The 18345-nt window shown below is 72.9% G+C and carries 20 protein-coding genes; 8 read left to right on the plus strand and 12 right to left on the minus strand.

Features of this window, described 5'->3' with window-relative positions; all coding sequences use genetic code 11:
* Positions 1-30 precede the first annotated feature (30 nt).
* Complete coding sequence (locus ACZ58X_RS13950) at positions 31-1668, minus strand: DNA repair helicase XPB (protein WP_470333889.1); 1638 nt, start codon at positions 1666-1668, stop codon at positions 31-33.
* Positions 1669-1759: 91 nt separating this feature from the next.
* Positions 1760-2161, minus strand: a complete 402-nt coding sequence (locus ACZ58X_RS13955; protein WP_470333890.1) for a hypothetical protein — start codon at positions 2159-2161, stop codon at positions 1760-1762.
* Positions 2162-2269: 108 nt separating this feature from the next.
* Here ACZ58X_RS13955 and ACZ58X_RS13960 point away from each other — a divergent pair, with 108 nt between their 5' ends.
* Positions 2270-2521, plus strand: a complete 252-nt coding sequence (locus ACZ58X_RS13960; RefSeq protein WP_470333891.1) for a hypothetical protein — start codon at positions 2270-2272, stop codon at positions 2519-2521.
* 18 nt (positions 2522-2539) lie between these two features.
* Here the strand turns inward: ACZ58X_RS13960 and ACZ58X_RS13965 are convergent, their stop codons facing one another.
* Positions 2540-5041 carry a helicase-associated domain-containing protein gene (locus ACZ58X_RS13965; protein ID WP_470333892.1) on the minus strand — a complete coding sequence of 834 codons (2502 nt, stop codon included), beginning with the start codon at positions 5039-5041 and terminating at the stop codon, positions 2540-2542.
* A gap of 375 nt (positions 5042-5416) precedes the next feature.
* Between ACZ58X_RS13965 and ACZ58X_RS13970 the strand changes: the two genes are divergently transcribed.
* Entirely contained in the window at positions 5417-6145 is a 729-nt protein-coding gene (locus ACZ58X_RS13970; RefSeq protein WP_470333893.1) for a hypothetical protein, read from the plus strand.
* 51 nt (positions 6146-6196) lie between these two features.
* Here the strand turns inward: ACZ58X_RS13970 and ACZ58X_RS13975 are convergent, their stop codons facing one another.
* Positions 6197-6823, minus strand: coding sequence for a TetR/AcrR family transcriptional regulator (locus tag ACZ58X_RS13975; protein WP_470333894.1), 627 nt, complete (start codon positions 6821-6823; stop codon positions 6197-6199).
* Between the two features lie 110 nt (positions 6824-6933).
* Between ACZ58X_RS13975 and ACZ58X_RS13980 the strand changes: the two genes are divergently transcribed.
* Together ACZ58X_RS13980 and ACZ58X_RS13985 are read left to right on the plus strand one after the other, a co-directional pair.
* A complete protein-coding gene (locus tag ACZ58X_RS13980; protein WP_470333895.1) occupies positions 6934-7617 on the plus strand; it encodes a hypothetical protein in 684 nt (227 codons plus the stop codon).
* An 88-nt stretch (positions 7618-7705) separates the two neighbouring features.
* Positions 7706-8251, plus strand: a complete 546-nt coding sequence (locus tag ACZ58X_RS13985; protein ID WP_470333896.1) for a hypothetical protein — start codon at positions 7706-7708, stop codon at positions 8249-8251.
* Here the strand turns inward: ACZ58X_RS13985 and ACZ58X_RS13990 are convergent.
* Entirely contained in the window at positions 8244-9116 is an 873-nt protein-coding gene (locus tag ACZ58X_RS13990; RefSeq protein ID WP_470333897.1) for an alpha/beta fold hydrolase, read from the minus strand. The genes ACZ58X_RS13985 and ACZ58X_RS13990 overlap by 8 nt on opposite strands.
* Before the next feature lie 83 nt (positions 9117-9199).
* Here ACZ58X_RS13990 and ACZ58X_RS13995 point away from each other — a divergent pair, with 83 nt between their 5' ends.
* Positions 9200-9814: a TetR/AcrR family transcriptional regulator gene (locus ACZ58X_RS13995; RefSeq protein WP_470333898.1), complete on the plus strand. Its 615-nt coding sequence runs from the start codon at positions 9200-9202 to the stop codon at positions 9812-9814.
* On the opposite strand, the gene ACZ58X_RS14000 is transcribed toward ACZ58X_RS13995, so the two are convergent.
* Complete coding sequence (locus tag ACZ58X_RS14000; protein ID WP_470333899.1) at positions 9811-11463, minus strand: serine/threonine-protein kinase; 1653 nt, start codon at positions 11461-11463, stop codon at positions 9811-9813. The two genes, ACZ58X_RS13995 and ACZ58X_RS14000, sit on opposite strands and share 4 nt — an antisense overlap.
* Positions 11464-11612: 149 nt before the next feature.
* Here ACZ58X_RS14000 and ACZ58X_RS14005 point away from each other — a divergent pair, with 149 nt between their 5' ends.
* Positions 11613-12062 (plus strand): VOC family protein, encoded by a 450-nt coding sequence (locus tag ACZ58X_RS14005; RefSeq protein WP_470333900.1) that lies wholly within the window; start codon positions 11613-11615, stop codon positions 12060-12062.
* Positions 12063-12207: 145 nt separating this feature from the next.
* On the plus strand, positions 12208-13254 hold the full coding sequence (locus ACZ58X_RS14010) for a fatty acid desaturase family protein (RefSeq protein ID WP_470334109.1): 1047 nt from the start codon (positions 12208-12210) through the stop codon (positions 13252-13254).
* 335 nt (positions 13255-13589) lie between these two features.
* Here ACZ58X_RS14010 and ACZ58X_RS14015 read toward each other — a convergent pair whose 3' ends face one another.
* The 4 genes from ACZ58X_RS14015 to ACZ58X_RS14030 all read right to left on the minus strand — a co-directional run bounded on the left by ACZ58X_RS14015 (position 13590) and on the right by ACZ58X_RS14030 (position 16643).
* Positions 13590-14762, minus strand: coding sequence for a methyltransferase domain-containing protein (locus ACZ58X_RS14015; RefSeq protein ID WP_470333901.1), 1173 nt, complete (start codon positions 14760-14762; stop codon positions 13590-13592).
* Positions 14763-14765: 3 nt separating this feature from the next.
* A complete protein-coding gene (locus ACZ58X_RS14020; RefSeq protein ID WP_470333902.1) occupies positions 14766-14924 on the minus strand; it encodes a hypothetical protein in 159 nt (52 codons plus the stop codon).
* 127 nt (positions 14925-15051) lie between these two features.
* Entirely contained in the window at positions 15052-15894 is an 843-nt protein-coding gene (locus ACZ58X_RS14025) for a helix-turn-helix domain-containing protein (RefSeq protein WP_470333903.1), read from the minus strand.
* Entirely contained in the window at positions 15891-16643 is a 753-nt protein-coding gene (locus ACZ58X_RS14030; RefSeq protein WP_470333904.1) for a DUF6879 family protein, read from the minus strand. The genes ACZ58X_RS14025 and ACZ58X_RS14030 overlap by 4 nt, the downstream gene beginning before the upstream one ends.
* A gap of 160 nt (positions 16644-16803) precedes the next feature.
* Here ACZ58X_RS14030 and ACZ58X_RS14035 point away from each other — a divergent pair, with 160 nt between their 5' ends.
* Positions 16804-17358, plus strand: a complete 555-nt coding sequence (locus tag ACZ58X_RS14035) for a DUF6879 family protein (protein WP_470333905.1) — start codon at positions 16804-16806, stop codon at positions 17356-17358.
* Positions 17359-17373: 15 nt separating this feature from the next.
* On the opposite strand, the gene ACZ58X_RS14040 is transcribed toward ACZ58X_RS14035, so the two are convergent.
* Together ACZ58X_RS14040 and ACZ58X_RS14045 are read right to left on the minus strand one after the other, a co-directional pair.
* Positions 17374-18081 carry a carbon-nitrogen hydrolase family protein gene (locus ACZ58X_RS14040; protein WP_470333906.1) on the minus strand — a complete coding sequence of 236 codons (708 nt, stop codon included), beginning with the start codon at positions 18079-18081 and terminating at the stop codon, positions 17374-17376.
* A gap of 74 nt (positions 18082-18155) precedes the next feature.
* The coding region (locus ACZ58X_RS14045; RefSeq protein WP_470333907.1) for a DUF397 domain-containing protein at positions 18156-18345 on the minus strand (190 nt) is incomplete at its 5' end.

Below are 18345 nucleotides of genomic sequence, written 5' to 3' on the forward strand. Positions count from 1 at the left end.
GCCCCGTCAGGTGTCCGGTACCGAGCCCCGCTAGAGGACGTCGTCCGCGTCGATGATCCGGTACGCGTAGCCCTGCTCGGCCAGGAAGCGCTGCCGGTGGGCGGCGAAGTCCTGGTCCACGGTGTCCCGGGCGACCACCGAGTAGAAGTGCGCCGAGTGCCCGTCCGCCTTGGGGCGCAGCACGCGGCCGAGGCGCTGGGCCTCCTCCTGGCGGGAGCCGAAGGTCCCGGAGACCTGGATGGCCACCGTGGCCTCGGGCAGGTCGATCGAGAAGTTCGCGACCTTGGAGACGACCAGGACGCCGATCTCCTTGTTCCGGAAGGCGTCGAAGAGCTTCTCGCGCTGGGCGTTGCTGGTCTCGCCCTTGATCACGGGCGCGTCCAGGGCCTCGCCGAGCTCGTCCAGCTGGTCGATGTACTGGCCGATGATCAGCGTCTGGTCCTTCTCGTGCTTCTTGACCAGGGCCTCCACCACCCGCCGCTTGGTCGCCGTGGTGGCGCAGAAGCGGTAGCGCTCCTCCGGTTCGGCGGTCGCGTAGGAGAGCCGCTCCGAGTCGGTCAGGGTGACCCGCACCTCGCAGCAGTCGGCGGGCGCGATGTAGCCCTGGGCCTCGATCTCCTTCCACGGGGCGTCGAAGCGCTTCGGGCCGATCAGGCTGAACACGTCGCCCTCGCGGCCGTCCTCGCGCACCAGGGTGGCGGTCAGGCCGAGCCGGCGGCGGGCCTGGAGGTCGGCGGTGAACTTGAACACCGGCGCGGGCAGCAGGTGCACCTCGTCGTACACCACCAGGCCCCAGTTGCGGGCGTCGAACAGCTCCAGGTGGGCGTAGACGCCCTTCCGCTTGGTGGTCATCACCTGGTAGGTGGCGATGGTGACCGGGCGGATCTCCTTCTTGGTGCCGCTGTACTCGCCGATCTCGTCCTCGGTGAGCGAGGTGCGCTTGACCAGCTCGTGCTTCCACTGGCGGGCCGAGACGGTGTTGGTGACCAGGATCAGCGTGGTCGACTTGGCGTGCGCCATGGCGGCCGCGCCGACCAGCGTCTTGCCGGCGCCGCAGGGCAGCACCACGACGCCGGAGCCGCCGTGCCAGAAGCCCTCGACGGCCTGGGCCTGGTACGGGCGCAGCTGCCAGCCGTCCTCGTCCAGGTCGATCGGGTGCGCCTCGCCGTCCACGTACCCGGCGAAGTCCTCGGCGGGCCAGCCGAGTTTGAGCAGCACCTGCTTGATCTGGCCGCGCTCGGAGGGGTGCACCACCACGGTGTCGGGGTCGACCCGGGCGCCGACCAGCGGGACGATCTTCTTGGAGCGCAGCACCTCCTCCAGGACCGGGCGGTCGGTGGTGGTCAGCACCAGCCCGTGGGTGGGGTGCTTGGACAGCTGGAGCCGGCCGTAGCGGCCCATGGTGTCCGCCACGTCGACCAGCAGGGCGTGCGGCACCGGGTAGCGGGAGTACTTCACCAGGGCGTCGACGACCTGCTCGGCGTCGTGCCCGGCGGCCCGGGCGTTCCACAGCCCGAGCGGGGTCACCCGGTAGGTGTGGACGTGCTCGGGCGCCCGCTCCAGTTCGGCGAACGGGGCGATGGCACGGCGGCAGTCGGCGGCCTTGGGGTGGTCGATCTCCAGGAGGAGAGTCTTGTCGCTCTGGACGATGAGCGGTCCGTCGTTCACGCGGGGGAGCCCTCCACTGGCTGACAGGCTGACTGTCTGGGTCTGACGCAGACCCTCCAGTGTCGCTCATATCGCGCGGAACGTGGGCGGGCTACTTCCACTCGTAGAGCACGGCCCGGCCCGCGCCGGTGGGGTCGTTGTCGAACTCGAACAGGCCGACCAGGTCGTTGAGGCGCAGGAAGGCGTCGGCGGTGCTCTCGAAGTAGATGCTGCCGCGCCAGCTGACGGCCCCGCCCTGGGTGAAGTGGCCGATGCCGCTGCCGTGCCAGCTGTAGGTCTCGCCCTTGTCGGTCATGCCGACGCCCTGGCCCTCGCCGAACAGCGAGCCGTCGGGCCGCAGCTCGGACTCGTAGGTGACGAACTCCCGGACGGGGTGGCCGAGCACCTGGCCGACGCCGGTCATCGACACCTCCAGGGCGGGGCCGCCGACCGTGGCCAGCACCCGTCGGCCGCTCTCCGTGGTGGTGAACTCCGCTATCCGGTCACCGAGCATGGTGGTCGCCTCCTTGGCGGGAACCCCCTGTTCCCGGAGTACGCCCGTGGGCCCGGCCCGTCAAATGCTCCGAGTGACCACGGTGCGTACTCGCTCGTTGAGCTGGTCATGAAGAGCTCCAAGCGCGTTCTCACCGCCCTCGCCCTGATGGGCACGGCCTTCGCCGCCACCGCCTCCTCGGCCGGCTCCGCCCACGCCCTCGCGGGCATCGGGGAGGGGCCCGGCGGCCTGCTGGCCGCCCCCGGATTCCTGATCGCCGACCAGGTCGGCGGCGGCTCGCTGCCGGTCGGCCAGGGCGAGATCGGCAGCCTGGCGGACCAGGCCGTCAAGCAGAAGATGAAGGAGTCGCAGGGGCACTGACGCCCCGTCGTCGCCGGGTCACTCGTCCAGTTCCGCGACCCCGGTGATCCGGTGGAGGGCGAAGGTGCGCAGTTCGTCGGCGTGGTGGTCGAAGGCGGTGACGAAGCCGCCCTCGACCTTCACCGGGTCGATGATCCGCTGGCTGGCGATGCCCTCGGCGTTGAGGTAGCCGATCCACATCCGCTCGCCGAGCAGGACGGCGGTCTGGAGGGCGGCGAGGGTCTCGGCGGCGGCGGTGCGGGGGAGTTGGCGGGGGTCGGGGGTCGGCTCGCGGCGGGTGGCGGTGGCGGCGCGGTCGCCGGCCCGGACGGCCTTGATCGCGGCGGCGAGCAGGGTGTCGTCGGGGGTGGGCGGCCCGTCGGGGACGGGCGTGGGGGCACTGCGGGGCGGGGTGCGGTGGCTGTCCGGCCGGGTGATCAGGACGTCGCCCTCGGCGGATTCGGCGGCCGGGGCGTAGCCCATGGTGCGCAGGGCGCTGAGCAGGACGTCCGGGGCGGCCTGGGCGGCGAGGACGGTGGGGGCGAGCAGGCGCAGCCGCAGGTCGGCGGCGCGGCGGTCGGCGAGCACCTCGTTCAGCAGGGCCGGGTCGTCGCAGCGCAGGTAGGAGGAGGCGGCGCCGACCCGCAGGATGCCGTGCCGGCGGGCGACGTCGTCGATCAGGTAGGCGAGCGGCTGGGGGACGGGCGTGCGGCTGTGCTGGGCCAGGAAGGTCTGGAGGTCGGCGGCGGTGCGGCCGGCGTCGAGGGCGCGGCGTACGGAGGTCGGGGTGAAGCGGTAGACGGTGGCGCCGCCCTTGGACTCGATGTCGGCGCAGAGCGCGAGCGCCTGGGCGAGCGGGGTGAGCAGCGGGCCGGGGGCGATCGCGGTGAGGTCCGGCTGGAGGATCACGTGGTCCAGCGGCCGCGGGAGCAGCGGGGCGAGCACCTCGGCCGGGTCGGACTCGGCGGTGAGCAGGGCGCGGGCGGGGGCGCCGAGGGCGCCGCGGCCGGTGATGCCGAGCAGTTCGGCCTCGGCGAGGGTCCAGGTGGTGAGGTCGTCGCGCAGCTCGTGGCCGTCGGGGCCGGTGGGGCCGCCGCGCAGCGGGCGCTGCCAGCGCAGGGTGGGCAGCAGTTCCGCCGCGGTGGCCGGGGTGCCGGGCGGGAGTTCGGCGAGCAGCGCGAGGGCGGCCCGGCGGACGGACGGGGCGAGGGTGCGGTCGAGTTCGGGGCCGAGGGCGGCGCGCGGCTTGCCCTTGCCGTCCTGGGTGCCGGTGAGGGCGGGGACGCGGGTGGCGGTGAGCCAGGCGGCGGCCAGCACGGACCAGCGTTCGGCGGTGTCCAGTTGCAGCCAGCCGTCGTAGGCCGGGGTCGGGGCCCAGCATTCGTCGGCCTCGCCGTCGGGGGCCAGTAGCCCTGCGGTGTAGGCGAGTTCGAGCCAGAAGGCGGCCTGCTGCTCGGTGGCCTCCAGGGTCTGGGCGGCGCGCTTGAGGTCCCGTACGCCGAGGCCGCCGGCCCGCAGGGTGGGCGGCGGGGTGAGGCCCCAGGTGTCGAGGAGTTCCTCGACGGTCTTGACGGCGGTGTGGGCCTGGCCGGCCGCGGCGTTGTCCACAGCCTGTGGATCGCGTGGGGGAGCGGCGGGCGCGGGTTCGGGCTGGAGCGGTTCGACGGTGCGGTGGGTGCGGCCGCCGCGCAGGTGCAGGGCCAGTTCGCGGGGCAGTACGACGCTGCCCGGGCTGGTGGGCAGCAGCAGGCCGCGGGCCAGCAGCCATTCGACCGGGCTCTGCGCGTCCTCGGCGGTGACCGGGCGGGTGGCGTCCGGGACGGTGCCGGTGGGCGGCCCCCAGACCAGCCGGTCCAGCAGCCGCAGCGCCGGTTCGGGGGCGGTGTCGAGCAGGGCGGCGCAGCGGGCGCGGTCGGTGAGCAGGGCGGTCAGCGCGGCGACGGCGGTGACCGGGTCCGGGGTGGCGGGCTGACCGGCGGAGGCGAGCAGTTGCTGCAGCCGGGCCGGGGACATGCCGGTGGTGGCGTCGACGAGGGTCGGGCCGAGGCCGGTGCGGCCGGGGTTGGCGGCGGTGGGGGCGAGCGCCTCGCGGACGGCGAGCACCAGCCGCAGGCCGTTGTCGGGGCCCCAGAGCAGCGCCCGGTCGCGCAGGACGGCGACGGCGCGGGGGAGGGCGGCGGCGACGGCGGCGCGGTCGGCCGGGGTGAGCGGGGTGGCGCCGGGGTGCGGCTTGACCTTGGCCGGGCCGGTCAGCAGGGTGCGGACGGTGGTCAGGGAGGTGCCGTCCGGGGCGGTGGCCAGGGCCTCGGCGACCTGGAGGGTGAACCGGTCGAGCCGCTCCAGGGCGCGCAGCGCGGAGGCGCGCGAGGACAGCCGGGCGGACAGCTGGGTGAGGTCGCCGGGGACGGGGTTCAGCAGGTCGGGGCGGGACCGGAGCAGGGCGGCGAGCGCGTCGTCGGGGCGGGCGCGCAGCTCCTCGGCGAGGGTGCGGGGGCCGACGGGCGTCCTGCTCTGGCGTTGAGGGCCCTGCTGTGTGGTCATTCGACCTAGATTAGTCGGGCGCGCCGACGGTGGGGTGCGCTCCTGCGGCGGGCCGGGGGCGGGGGCCCCGGGTGGTGCGGCGGCGGGGACTCCGGTGGTCCGGGGTGCGCGGCGGGACTCGCGCCGGCGGGGCACGGTGGGTAGCGTCACGGCCGAGGGCGGTTCGGTGGGCGGTCGCCGCGGTGCGGCGGGCGGCGTGGGCGAGGCGGGGTGTCGGTGATGACGGACGGCGAGTGGTGGCGCAAGAGCGGGCCGTGGAGCGAGCGGCCGGGGGCGTCGGGTGCATCCGTGCCGTCGACGCCTGCCGCGCCGTCGACGCCTCCGGCCGCGGCTCCTCCGGCCGCCGCGCCCGGGGGTCCGGCGGCGGAGGACAGTGTGTACGGGCCCTCGGCCGCGTCCGGGTACACCGGGACGGGCGGCATCCCGAACGTGTCGCTGGACCTGCCGGGCGTCGCCTCGCCCGAGAGCGGTTCGGAGGTGATCCCGCCGCCGATGGTGCAGAGTTCGAGCCCGTGGACGATGACGATGCTCGACTTCTCGGACACGCCGCAGCCCGCGCCGAAGCCGATCCCCGAGCAGCGCGCGGAGGACGCGGAGGACGCGGAGGACGCGGCGGGGCAGGCCGGGGTGCCGGCGGGGCAGGCCGGGGGGCGGCCGGGGCGGCCGTCGAAGCGGCAGCGGAAGGCGCAGGCCAAGGCCGCGCAGGCGAAGGCCGCGACGGCCGCCGCGGGGCAGGGGGCCCGCAAGCCGTCCCCGCTGATCCTGTTGTCCTGCGGGCTGTTGGTCGGCGGTGCGGTGTCCGGGTTCTTCCCGGCGATGCTGGCGGGCTGGGGGCTCGGCTATCTGTCCCGTCAACTCTCCGATCTGACACGTAAGTTCGTGATCCTGGGGATCCCGCTGGTGACGATGAGCGCGACCGCGCTGTTCGCGATGCGAACGGCGAAGCAGGGGGCGGGCGGTGGCGGTGGCGGGGTGCAGACCGGTTCGCCGCTGGGGCAGTTCAGCTGGTCGATGGCTCCGGGCGTGTTGCGGACCTCGGCGGTGCTGACGGCGGTGGTGCTGTTGCTGTTGAGCATGCGCCGCCGTCCGCCGCAGCAGGGCTGAGCGCCCGTCCGCCCCGGTGCCCGGAGCAGGGCACCAGGGCGGGCCCGCGGCTCAGGAGAGCGCCGTGAAGCCCGTGCAGAGCAGGCGGATGCTCCGGACGTACTTCTCGTCCTGGCTCAGTCGCGGGATCAGGTCGCCCATGACCAGCGGGAACCGTTCGCGCAGTTCGGCGTAGAGCTCGGCGGTGACGGTCGGCGGGGTGGCGGGCTGGTTCTGTTCCTGGAGCACGAAGCCGGTGGCGTGGCTGAGCAGGGTGTCGGCGGCGGTGCCGCAGTGCTCGGCGGGCAGGCCCGCGTCGAGGAGGGTGCGCAGCAGGCGTTCCATCAGGGAGAGGCCGCCGGTGCTGAGCACGCCGGGGCTCTCGGCGAGGAGTTGGGCGCCGCCGGCGTGCTGTTTGATCTCCTGGCGCAGGGTGGTGGCCTGGGCCTCGACGCGGTCCTGCCAGCCGGCGTCGGGCGGGAGGGCGGCGAGGGCGGCGGTGCCCGCGTCGTAGGCGCGGCGGCTGATCCGGTCGGCCATCAGGGCGAGCAGTTCGTCCTTGCCGCGCACGTGGTAGTAGAGGCTGCCGGCGTGGGCGTCGAGGCGTTCGGCGACCTGGCGCATGGACAGGTTCTGGTAGCCGACCTCGGCGAAGACGGCCATGCCGGCGTCGACGATGCGCTCCTTGGTGAGCTTCATGCGGTCCACCGTACATCGTTTTCCAACACTGTTCGAAACTGTGCTAGCTTTGCTCCATCAGGTTTTCGAACGGCGTTGGAAAGCGCCGGAACCCGGGGGGAGGGCCAGTCATGGACGCCATCGTCTTCAACGTGACCACGGCTGCGCTGATGGTCATGATGGTCAACTGCGGGCTCGGCGTGGTCGGCCGTGACACCCTGCGCGGACGGCCGCTCCCGTGGGCGGCGATCGCCCTGACTGCCGTCGCCGTCGGCGGGGTGCTGCTCCAGCTGGTGTGGTCCGGCGCCATGGACGCGCTGGACGCGGACCCGGCCAGGTCCGGCTGGTGGCGCGAGTTCACCTCGGTGTTCATGCAGAACGGCGGCCTCTTCGGCGGCCTGTGGAACCTCGTCACCCTGGCCGCCGTCGCCGCGCTCGCCCAGTGGTACTGGGGCGGCACGCTGACCCTCGGCTTCTTCCTGGCCGGCATCCTGCTGCCCGGCCGGATCGACACCCTGCTCGGCATCGGCGGCGGCCCCAGCACCGACCCCCGCAACTTCGCCGGCAGCTCCGGCGCCACCTACTTCCTCGGCGCCACCCTGGCCCTCGCCTTCCTCACCCGCACCCGGCTCCCCAAGGAGATCGCCCTGGCCGCCGGTGTCCCGGTGCTCGGCCTGGCGATGTGGTTCGCCCAGGAGAACGGCCACGGGCTGGTGTCGGTCTACGGCTTCGTGCTCGGCGGGGCGGTCTGGGCGGTCCGGCGGCAGGTGGTGCGCCGCCAGGGGGGTCCGGCGACGGATCGGGTGTCGGCCTGACGGTAGCGTGGCCCCCGGGCCCGTCGTCCAACTCCCTTGCGGGGTACGGCGACGGGCCCGATTCCGTTCCGTGAACCGGAGGTGCCCGGTGGCCCGTCTGTACGTCCGCTCCGACCTCGACCCGAGCGACCGGGAGGCGCACGTCGCCGTTCTCGTCGTCGATCCCGACGGCACTCCCGGCGAACGGGCCCTGGACCGGCTCGGCGCGTACTGCTACGAGGGGGACGGCGCCTTCTTCCTGCTGCCGACCGACGGCTGGGCCGAACGCACCCTGGACGGCGACCGGTTGACGGTGACGATCGCGGTCTACCCGTACGCGCTGGAGCAGGTGCGCGTCGACCCGGCCGACTTCCCGCTCCGTTCGGCGCTCGACCCGGACGCCGCCGTGGTCCTCTCCGCCGAGGTGGCCCTTTCCGCCGCGGTGGCCGAGCCGACCCGGTCGGCCCGGCTCTCCGAGGCCACCGCCGTGTTCACCGGGGCGGCCGACGTGCCCCTGGAGGTGCTGCTGGCCTCCGGGGAGGAACTGCCGATGGTCCTGGCGGACGGGCCGGCCGAGGACGAGGCCGAGGACGAGAGCGACGGCGAGGACGAGCACGACGACGAGGCGGGCGAGGTCGTCAAGGCGGTCAACTGACCTGCGAGGCCGCCATGGTGAGGATCCCGTCGAGGACGGCCGCCGGGTCGTCCGTGGTCAGCGAGTGCCCGGCGCCGGGCACGATCCGGACCCGGGCGGCCGGGGCGAGCCGGTGCAGCCGCTCGGTGACGGCCCGGGCGTCGTGCAGGGCGCTGCGCTCGCCGAGCAGGAAGAGCGCGGGTGCGTCGAGGCGGGCCAGTTCGGCGTCGTCGAGGGTGGTGGCCAGCGGCAGGCGGCGGCGGAAGCCGGTGGAGGCGCGCATCAGGGTCATCAGCTCGGCCTCCAGGACGGCGCTGTTGCCGATGGCCCGGGCCAGGCGGGGGCGGAGCGCGCGCGGGGCCAGCGCGGCGAGGCCGCCGAGGATCAGCCAGGTGTAGAAGCGGCGGCCGACGTCGGCCAGGCCGGCCGGGTCGACCAGGGTGAGGGTGGCGGTCCGGCCGGGGTGGCGGAGCCGGTGGTGGAGGGCGATCCAGCCGCCGTAGGAGCAGCCGACCAGGTGGGCGGTGGGGACGTCGAGCGCGGCGAGGAGTTCCTCCAGCCAGTCGGCGGCGTCGTGGCCGTCCCTGATCGGGGCGGTCTGCACGCTGGCACCCGGTTCGCCGATGGTGTCCACGGCGATGACGGGGTGCTGCCGGGCGAGGCGTTCGACGTACGCGTGCCACATCAGGGCGTTGCCGCCGGAGCCGGGAAGCAGCACGACCGGCTGCCCGTGGGCGGGGCCGGTGCGCAGGACGCGGGTGGTGCCGAAGCGGGTGGGGACGGTCGTCGCGGTGTGCTGCCCGGGCCAGAGGCGGGTCAGGGCGTGCTCGTAGGCGGTGCGGAAGCGGGCTTCGGCCTTGCCGTTCGTGAACTCGCTGATTCGCATGGTACATGTGTATCACATGCATGATACGGGTGTACCAATGTGCACCGGGACGAAATGGCACCGGGACGAAGGGAGGCCGAACCGTGGCCGAGAAGGTCGACCATGAGGAACGCCGACGGCAGATCGCCGAGGCCCTGCTGCGCATCGCCGACACCGAGGGCCTGCAGTCGGCGAGCATGCGGGCGGTCGCGACCGAGGCCGGCGTCTCGCTCCGCCTCGTCCAGTACTACTTCACGACCAAACAGGGCCTGCTGCTGGACGCCCTGGCCCGGCTCGGCACCCAGCTCCAGGCCCGGATGGAACGCTGGATCGGCGAGGCCCGCGCCCCGCGCGAGGTGGTGACCGCGATCCTGTCCTGCATCCTGCCGACCGACGCCGAGAGCCGCCGGATCACCCGGACCTACGCGGCGTACTACACGCTGGTGCTCGGTGACCCCGAGGTGCTGGAGCAGCGGGCCGCGCAGCCGCCCGTCGTCCTGGAGGGCTTCCTGGTCAAGCAGTTGCGCGCGGCCCAGGCGGCCGGCGGGATCGCACCCGGGCGGGACGTCGAGATGGCGGCCGCCGGGCTGCTGGCGATGGTCAACGGGCTGGGGGCGAGCGTCCTCGGCGGCCAGCGCACCGGCGAGCAGGCGCTGGCGGTCCTCACCCACCACCTGGACGAGCTGTTCCGGGCGCCGCGTGGTCAGGGCGCGCCTTAGTCGGCCAGGCTCTGGTACAGCCCCTCCGCCCACTGCTCGGTGAACTCGCAGAGGTGGCTGGAGTCGGAGCCCTTGGGGGACTGCAGCACGGCCGAGGCGTAGCCGCCGTTGTTCGTGGGCCACTCGACGCGGCAGTAGACGATGCCCTTGTTGCTGGGCTTGTCGTCGATGTACTCCTGCCCGGTCACGGCGTTCCCGACCCGCACCGGGTGCGAGCCCGGCCGGACGGTGTACGGGCCCCGGTAGGTCTGCGCACTGGCGAAGTTGTACGGGAGGCGGGCGGAGCCGTCGGTCCACCAGTCGCACCGGCGGCGCTCGGGCTCGACGTCCTCGTGGCCGTGGTCGGTGAGCTGGAGCTCGGTGACGACGCCGGAGGGGACGTCGCAGGGAGTCGGGAGGTCCGGAAGGCCGGCCGACGAGCTCTGCGACGGGCCCGTCCGGGGACTGTCCGACGGCGGGGCGGGGAAGACGGCTCCGGCCCCGGTCGCGGGCTGCTCGGCCTTGTCGCCCTCGGGGCGCGAGGCCGCCAGCAGCCAGATCGCTCCGGCCAGGACGGCGACCACGGCGACCGAGACCGTGATCGTCAGGTAGGGGCGGGACGGAGCCTCCGATGCCGCCGTCACGCCGAGATCGTCCGCCCGGCCCTCGGCGGTCGCGGCCGGGAGCGGATGGTCGAGCGTGGTGGGCAGGTTCGGGTGCGGATGGTCGAGCGCGGCGGGCACGTTCGGGAGCGGATGGTCGAGCGCGGTGGGCAGGTTCGGGAGCGGATGGTCGAGCGCGGCGGGCACGTTCGGGAGCGGATGGTCGAGCGCGGTGGGCAGGTTCGGGACGGACCGGTCGAGCATCGCCAACGCCTGTGCCGTGCCGGGGCGTTGCTCCGGGTCCTTCGCCAGCAGCGCCAGGATCAGCGGGGCCAGTCGGCCGGCGTTGCGGGGCGGTGCGGGCGGGTCGAACAGGACGGCGGTGAGCGAGGCGGTCGCCGAGTCCCGGCGGAACGGCGAGACTCCCTCGACCGCCTGGTACAGGGTGACGCCGAGCGAGAACAGGTCGGAGGCGGCCTGTCCGTCCACGCCGCGCGCCCGCTCGGGCGCGATGTACTCGATCGAGCCGACGAACGCCCCGGTCGCGGTGAGCGTCGTGTCGGCCTGGTGGACGGCGATCCCGAAGTCCGTGAGCAGCACGTCGCCGTCGTCGGCGAGCATCACGTTGGCGGGCTTGACGTCCCGGTGCACCACCCCGGCCGCGTGGGCGGCGCCGAGGGCGGTCAGCAGGGCGCGGGCGACCGCGGCCGCCCGCTCGACCGGCAGCGGCCCGTGCGCGGCCAGCCGGTCGCCCAGCGAGCCGCCCGACACCAGCTGCATCACCATCCACGGCATGCCGTCCTCGACCAGCACGTCGTGGACGGCCACGATGTGCGGCCGGTCGCGCAGCCGGGCGGCGTTGCGCGCCTCGCGCTCGGCCCGGGCCAGCCGTTCGGCCCGCTCGCCGTCCGAGGTCGCGGGCGGCAGCCACAGCTGCTTGACGGCCACGTCGATGCCCAGCGTCTCGTCGTGGGCCTGCCAGACCCGCCCGAAGCCGCCGGCCCCCAGCTGCCGGACGAGCCGGTAGCGACGGCCGATCAGCCGTCCTGGTGTCGCCTCTTCGGTCACGGCCCCGCCCCGCTCTCGATCGCCGCCGACGTCCCCGATGCCGTCGATGTCGCCGCGTGCCGACAGTACGGGCAGGGCTCAGGGGGATCAACCGACCGTCGGACGTGTCACATCCGTTCGTCGGGATCCGTCGGTGCGGCAGAGGAGCGATGGAACACCATCGACGGCACGAAGGGACGCCCAGCGAGATGCTGACGAACATCATGTACGTGACGGTCTACGTCACCGACCAGGACCGGGCCCTGGAGTTCTATACCGACCGGCTCGGCCTGGAGAAGCGCATCGACCATCCGGGCCCCGACGGGCGCTTCCTGACCGTGGCCGCCCCGGGCAGCCCGGTGGAGATCATCCTCTGGCCGCACGCCCCGGCCGCCGGCCAGCCGGCCTCGCGCCTGCCGGGTGTCACTCCGGGGCCGGTCTTCCTCGAATCGGACGACCTGCGGGCGGACTTCACGGCGCTGAGCGGGCGCGGCGTCACCTTCGAGCAGTCCGAGCCGGAGGAGTACGGCTTCGGCATCCGCGCCGAAGCCGTGGACCCGGACGGCAACCGCGTCTCGCTGCGCCAGCGCGCCGCCTGGATGGGCGGCGACGAGGGCTGAGCAAGCCGGGCCGCCGGCCGGCCCCCGGGCCCGCCGCCACCCCTCCCGCTGCGGGGGTTAACACCCGTACGGGAGGGGTGCTTTCCCCGTTCTGCGGCTCCGCCCGGCGCGCCAGACTCGGGGCATGCCCACACAGTCCGTGACGATGACCAAGGCCGCGGCCGCTCCGGCGTCCGCCGCCCCGCAGCCGGAGGGCGGCGGCAGTGACTTCGCCCAGTTGAGCCGCCGGATCGCCGCCGAGGGCCTGCTGGACCGCCGCCCCGGCTACTACGCGGCCCGCATCGGGCTGGTGTTCTTCGCGTTCGTCGACGGCTGGTGCGCCCTGTACGCGATCGGCGACACCTGGTGGCAGCTCGCCCTGGCGGCCGTGATGGCCGTGGTCTTCGCCCAGGTCGCGCTGCTGTCGCACGATCTGGCGCACCGCCAGGTGTTCAGTCGGCGGGTGCCCAGCGAGGTCGGCGGGCGGATCGCCGCCAACCTGCTGATGGGCATGAGCTACGGCTGGTGGATGAACAAGCACACCCGCCACCACGCCAACCCCAACCACGAGGAGCGCGACCCGGACGTCTCGCCCGACCTCGTCGTCTGGTCCCAGCGGCAGGCCCGGCAGGCGAGCGGGCTGGCCCGGTTCATCGGCCGCCGGCAGGCGTACCTGTTCTTCCCGCTGCTCCTGCTGGAGGGCCTCAACCTCAGCTACAACAGCTTCCGCGCGCTGCGCGGCCCCGCGGTGAAGCGGCCGGTGCTGGAGGGCGTCCTGCTGGTCGTCCACTTCGCGGCCTACTTCGGCCTGGTCTTCGGCGCGCTGCCGTTCGGCAAGGCCGTGGCCTTCGTCGCCGTGCACCAGGCGCTGCTCGGCGTCTACCTGGGCTGCGTCTTCGCGCCGAACCACAAGGGCATGCTGATGGTGACCCCCGGGATGCGGCTCGACTTCCTGCGCCGCCAGGTGCTCACCTCGCGCAACGTCCGCGGCGGCCCGATCCTCGACGCGCTGATGGGCGGCCTCAACTACCAGGTGGAGCACCACCTGTTCCCCAGCATGCCGACCCCCGCGCTCGGGCGGGCCGCCCGGATCACCCGGGAGTTCTGCGCGGAGAAGGACATCCCGTACTACGAGGTCGGCCTGCTCCGCTCGTACCGGGAGATCCTCACCCACCTGCACCGCACGGGCGAGCCGATCCGCTCCGGCGGCTGAGGGGCGCCCGGGCCGGTACGACGCGGTACGGCGCGGGGCGACGCGGTACGGGCGCGGCACCGGCGGGGTACGACGCGATGCGCAGGAAGTCGACGGGGTCGACTTCCTGCGCATCGAAGCGACTACTACGGGCCCGCGCGGTGCGGACCTCGGCAGCGTCCCTCACGCCTTGCACGACTGTCCCTTGCTCGCCGACCAGGCTTCCCGGCACTCCTTCGTGCACGCCACCGGACTCCGACCACGCTGGACACACCGGTTCGCGGAGGAGTCCGGACCGGCCCGCCGACCGGTACCGGCGGTGACCGGCCGGGTGCGCGGGGCGTGCCGACGCACCGTCAGGACCGCGTCGGCACCGGACAGTCCGGGTCGTCCAGCCACACCTCCTGGCCGTCCGTCGAGACGGTGAGCCCGAACCGTTCGAAGCCCGGACGGCCGTGGGCGTCCCACCGGTGCCAGGCGGCCTCGACCTCGGCCCAGAGCCGTCTGGGGCCGGACTGCACCACCTCGTACGCGGTGCGGTCGGGCTCCCAGTCGACGGTGGCCCAGGAGGTGACGACCGTGTCGTGCAGCCACAGGGTGTAGCTGCCGTCGGCGTACCGCTCGACCAGGGGGAAGGCGTCCGGCACCTGCACGCCGACCGCGAACATCGCGGGCCAGCTGCTGACGGCCTCCGGGGAGAGCGAGGTCGAGGAGCGCACCCCGTCGGCCGGCCACGGCCCGGACAGGTACTCCAGGCTGTGCGGCCGGACGGTGCGCTGGCGGCGCAGCCGCATGAAGGCGGAGGAGCCGGTGAACCGGCCGCTCGCCGTGCCGTCCGGGCCCACGGTGAGCCGGGCGATCGCCTCACCGCCGTACTCGGGCCCCCACGGCGCGACGATCACGGCCCCTGGGCGGGACTGTGCCACCCAGGCGTACGGGAGTTCGCGGACCGAGCAGGTGGCGATCACCCGGTCGAACGGCGCGCCGGCGGGGTGCCCCTGGAAGCCGTCGCCGACGACGCAGGTCGGGGTGAACCCGGATCGGGTGAGCCGGAGTCGGGCGTCGGCGGAGACGTCCTCGTCCACGTCGACGGTGACGACCCGGTCGGAGCCGAGCCGGTGGGCGAGCAGGGCGGCGTTCCAGCCGGTGCCGGTGCCGATCTCCAGCACCCGGTGGCCGGGGTCCACGGAGAGCGCGGCGAGCATCGAGAACACCATGGTCGGCATGGAGTTGGAGGAGGTGGGGGTCGTGCCCCGGCCGGTGCCGCAGTGCGCGCCGTCGTCCCACTGGGTGGTGAGCGGCACGTCCGAGTAGACGGCGCTCCACCAGGCGGCCCGGTCCACGTGCCGGTTCACGGCATCCCCCTGGCGGATCCCGTCCCCCTGGCCGGGCCAGACCAGCGCGGGGACGAACCAGTGCCGCGGCACGGCGTGGAAGGCCGACAGCCAGTCCGGGGTGAGCGACCCGTTCGCGGTGAGCGCGGAGGCCAGCCGGGCCCGACCGGCCTCCGCTTCGTGCTGCTCGCTCACGCGTCAGCGACCCGACGCCGGACCGCTGCCGTCCGAGGAGTTGCCCCCCTCGTCGCTGCCGCCGCCCCCGTGCTTGTTGCCGCTGCTGGAGTCGTCCTGCTGCCCGCCACCCTGGCCGTTCCCGGACCCGCCACCGTGCTTGCCGTCGCTGGACATGGGCATGTACTTCCCCTTTCCTCGGCGATGCCTGATGCATCGTCAGGTGCAACGGTAGGTGGACGACAGACCTGGAAGGGCGGCTGATTCTCGAATATTCCGGCACCCGGCAGGTGCCTTTCTCGGGGATTCCTCAGACGGTTCCGAGTGCTCTTCGGCAGCGTGTTATGACCTTGTGGGCGTCCGCGCCGTAGACCGCTGCGTTCTCCAGGGTCTCCCAGACGCGCAGGTACAGCGCCACGTTCTCGGGTTGGTCGAGCCAGAGCTCGGCGTGCCAGTCCTCGACGACGACGAGTCGTTCGTCGTGGATCCAAAATCCTTTGGCAGGTGGCAACTTGAGTGAAGCCTCGAACGGGACGATGCCGAGGGTGACGGTGTCCAGGCCGATCACGCCGCTGAGGCGATCGAGTTGCGCGGCCATGACGGCCGGCGGGCAGACCTGTGCGCGCAGGGCTGCTTCCCACATGATGATGTGGTACTTCTTGCCTGGCCGGTACAGGACTTCCTGCCGCTGGATTCGGGCTCGAACGGCATCTTCTATGTCACGCGGCGACCGGTGCAGATCGACGTATCCGGTGAAGACGCGCCGGGCGTAGTCGGCCGTCTGGAGCAGGCCGGCGATCATGGAGTTCTCCCATGCGCGCATGACAGCCGAGCGTTCGTACTCAACGGTCAGCGTGTCCTGGACCGGGCGATGTCCGGCGGCCAGTTGTCTTCGCCAGGAGCGTGTTCCCGACTCGAAGGCTCGAAGCTTGGCCGACAACTCGGCGGCGGTGTGGGGTTGTCCGACGCCCTCGGCCCAGGCGTCGAGGTCGCCGTGTGTCGCCGTCTGTCGGCCGGTCTCCAGCTTGCTGACCTTGGACTGCGTCCAGCCGAGCCGGTCGGCCAGTTGCCGACCAGTGAGACCGCCCTCGGTCCGCAGCTCACGGAGCCGCTGACCGAGGGCGATCCTGGCTTGCTGGAAGTCGGTGCTCACACGTCGGACGGTACCCCAGTGCTGAACTCGCGACTCGGGATGGCGTAGTGCCAGGCGGCATCCCGGACCTGGCACGCACGGGCGACCTGCACCGGGTCGGTGATGAGCTCGATCTTGGTGATTTCGTCATCGTCGTCGAAGTGCAGCAGGGCGATGACGCGGGAGTCGAACAGCCAGGCGTCCTCGTGCGGGAGGTTCAGCCGCTCGGCGTCGGCCCGCCAGAGGTACCGGGTGTCCTCGCCGACGGCGTTGTTCCGCTCGGCGTTGTTGAGGAGGTAACGCTGCCCCAGGGTGGGCGGGTTGTCCATGATCCGGACTCGCTCGAACCGCTTTCCCAGGGCTGACTGTTCGCGGCGCGAACGGCACCAGGGGTGGTCGAGGTCCCACTCGGGGTCCAGCCCGGCGGCGAACCGACGGTAGGTCTCGCTCTGCTCGTCGGAGCGGTACTGGCGCCGGGTTTCCAGCCGGAAGGCGGTGTGCTGGAAAGTCGTGAACATTTCTTCGAACTCGTCATAGCTGATCAGCACGGGTTCGCAGTCCACGTCGCGCGGTCCGAAATCGGCGATCAGCGCGCGCGGTACGACCACGAAACCCTCGCTGGGTTTGACGTCACGGAGTTGGGCGATCTCGGCAGGGTCGGTCACGGCGTCGCCCTGGACGATCACGTCTCCGGTTTCCGCATCCTCGTAGAGGGTCGGGCATCCGCTGTGTCCCGAGGTGCTTCCGATGTACCGCAGTCGTCGGCTCATGGCCGGCTCCCTTCGCTGTCGGTCAGGCGCAGTCAGGATGCCCTCAAACTGCCTTGGCGCGGGCGGTGATTCTCGAATATTCGCCTATGGGACTGGAGTTGTGCGCGGTGCGGATGCGAGCGTACTCGGGTGCAGGTCTCGTACTCGCGCGGAAAGGGCGATGCCGGTGCCGGAGTTCGTGCCGCAGCAGAGGATCACCGAGTTCGTCAACGACGGATTCGAGCACACCGCTTGGCGGTTGGAGACCAGGACCGGGTACCTCTCCGACCAGCGGATGCCTTCCTGTGCCGAGTTCCTGCGCACGGGCGACACCGCCGGTGAGGTCGGCCATCCCTGGTTCGACAACGTCCGCCGGATGGTCGGCAAGGGGAAGCGGTTCGAGCGGGTTCGTCTGGTGGACGAGCCGCCGACCGAGGGCCAGCGGTACTTGCTGGCGTGCGCGCGGACGAATGTGGCAGCGGGCGAGGACATCCGGTGCATGTGGCGTTCGGATGCCGAGGCGGCGGGGTTGGGCGCGTTGTCGGATTTCTGGTTGTTCGACTCCCGCACACTCGCACGCTTCCACTTCGAGGGTGAGCGGACCGTCGGCATGGAGCTGGTGACCGAGCCGGGGGAAGTGCTCCGGGCGTGCCGGATCCGGGATGCCGCCTGGCGGCATGCGGTCCGCCACGCGGAGTTCCGGGCTCGGCTGCCGGAGTTCGGGGGCGGCGGCTGAGCCCGGCAGGGTCCGCTACGGGACGTCGGCGATGGCGACTGTCGGCGTGCGGTCGTCGGCCTCGGCGAGGGGGGTGCCGTCCGGGGCCCAGAGGGCGGCGCCGCCGCAGCCGGTCCAGGGGCCGGAGGGGCCGACGTGGTTGGCGAGGACGACGTGCATGCCGGTGGACTTGGCGATGCCCGGGTAGACGGTGGCACGCTCGTGGATGCCGCCGCCGGTGCCGTAGAGGGAGCTGGCGAGGTGGATGGCGCAGCCGTCGGCGGCGCCCCGGCCGGTGAGGTCGGGGAAGTGGTTGTCGAAGCAGGTGGCGAGGGCGAAGCGGTGGCCGCCGAGTTCGAAGCGGCCGTCCTGGTCGCCCGCGGTGAAGATGCCCTGCTCGTTCTCGTAGAGGTGCTGCTTGAGGTAGGTGGTGATCAGTTCGCCGTCGGGCCCGTAGACGTACGTGCCGATGCCGGGTCGGGGTCCGCCGGTGGGGACGGCGCAGTTGAGGACGACGGCGATGCCGGTGGCCCGGAGCGGGGCCAGGCGGGGGTCGTCGGGGGTGACCCAGAGGGTGGGGTCGGCGGCGAGGGCTTCGAGTTCGTAGCCGGTGAGCGCGAATTCGGGGAAGACGATCAGCTCGGCGCCCTGGGCGCGGGCCTGCTCGGCGAGCGCGACGAGTCGCCGGACGTTGGCGGGGATGTCGGCGGGGGTGCAGGACAGCTGAGCTGCGGCGATCTTCATGGCGGCCAGAATGGCACGGGCGGGGAGTGGGAAGTCGATGGGGTCGACTTCCCACTCCTGGGACGTGCGGAGGGTCAGGCGTGGTGGTCGAACTCGCGGGCCTTGATGCCCTGGAGGAGGGCGGAGAGGGCGGCGGGGGTGGTGCGGAGGATGAGGTGGCCCTCGTCGGACTCGCGGAGTTCGACGGCTTCGTCAACCGTGCGGACCTCGATGCAAGCGTTACTTGCACCGGAGTAGCTGGACCTCTGCCACTCTGACTTGCGC

This window comes from Kitasatospora sp. NPDC040550 (assembly GCF_055594965.1).

Coding starts and splice junctions, on each gene's coding strand:
- ACZ58X_RS13955 (WP_470333890.1), bottom strand. CDS start 2,161: ATGCTCGGTGACCGGATAGCGGAGTTCACCACCACGGAGAGCGGCCGA.
- ACZ58X_RS13960 (WP_470333891.1), top strand. CDS start 2,270: ATGAAGAGCTCCAAGCGCGTTCTCACCGCCCTCGCCCTGATGGGCACG.
- ACZ58X_RS13965 (WP_470333892.1), bottom strand. CDS start 5,041: ATGACCACACAGCAGGGCCCTCAACGCCAGAGCAGGACGCCCGTCGGC.
- ACZ58X_RS13975 (WP_470333894.1), bottom strand. CDS start 6,823: ATGAAGCTCACCAAGGAGCGCATCGTCGACGCCGGCATGGCCGTCTTC.
- ACZ58X_RS13980 (WP_470333895.1), top strand. CDS start 6,934: ATGGACGCCATCGTCTTCAACGTGACCACGGCTGCGCTGATGGTCATG.
- ACZ58X_RS13990 (WP_470333897.1), bottom strand. CDS start 9,116: ATGCGAATCAGCGAGTTCACGAACGGCAAGGCCGAAGCCCGCTTCCGC.
- ACZ58X_RS14005 (WP_470333900.1), top strand. CDS start 11,613: ATGGAACACCATCGACGGCACGAAGGGACGCCCAGCGAGATGCTGACG.
- ACZ58X_RS14010 (WP_470334109.1), top strand. CDS start 12,208: ATGACCAAGGCCGCGGCCGCTCCGGCGTCCGCCGCCCCGCAGCCGGAG.
- ACZ58X_RS14020 (WP_470333902.1), bottom strand. CDS start 14,924: ATGCCCATGTCCAGCGACGGCAAGCACGGTGGCGGGTCCGGGAACGGC.
- ACZ58X_RS14030 (WP_470333904.1), bottom strand. CDS start 16,643: ATGAGCCGACGACTGCGGTACATCGGAAGCACCTCGGGACACAGCGGA.
- ACZ58X_RS14035 (WP_470333905.1), top strand. CDS start 16,804: ATGCCGGTGCCGGAGTTCGTGCCGCAGCAGAGGATCACCGAGTTCGTC.
- ACZ58X_RS14040 (WP_470333906.1), bottom strand. CDS start 18,081: ATGAAGATCGCCGCAGCTCAGCTGTCCTGCACCCCCGCCGACATCCCC.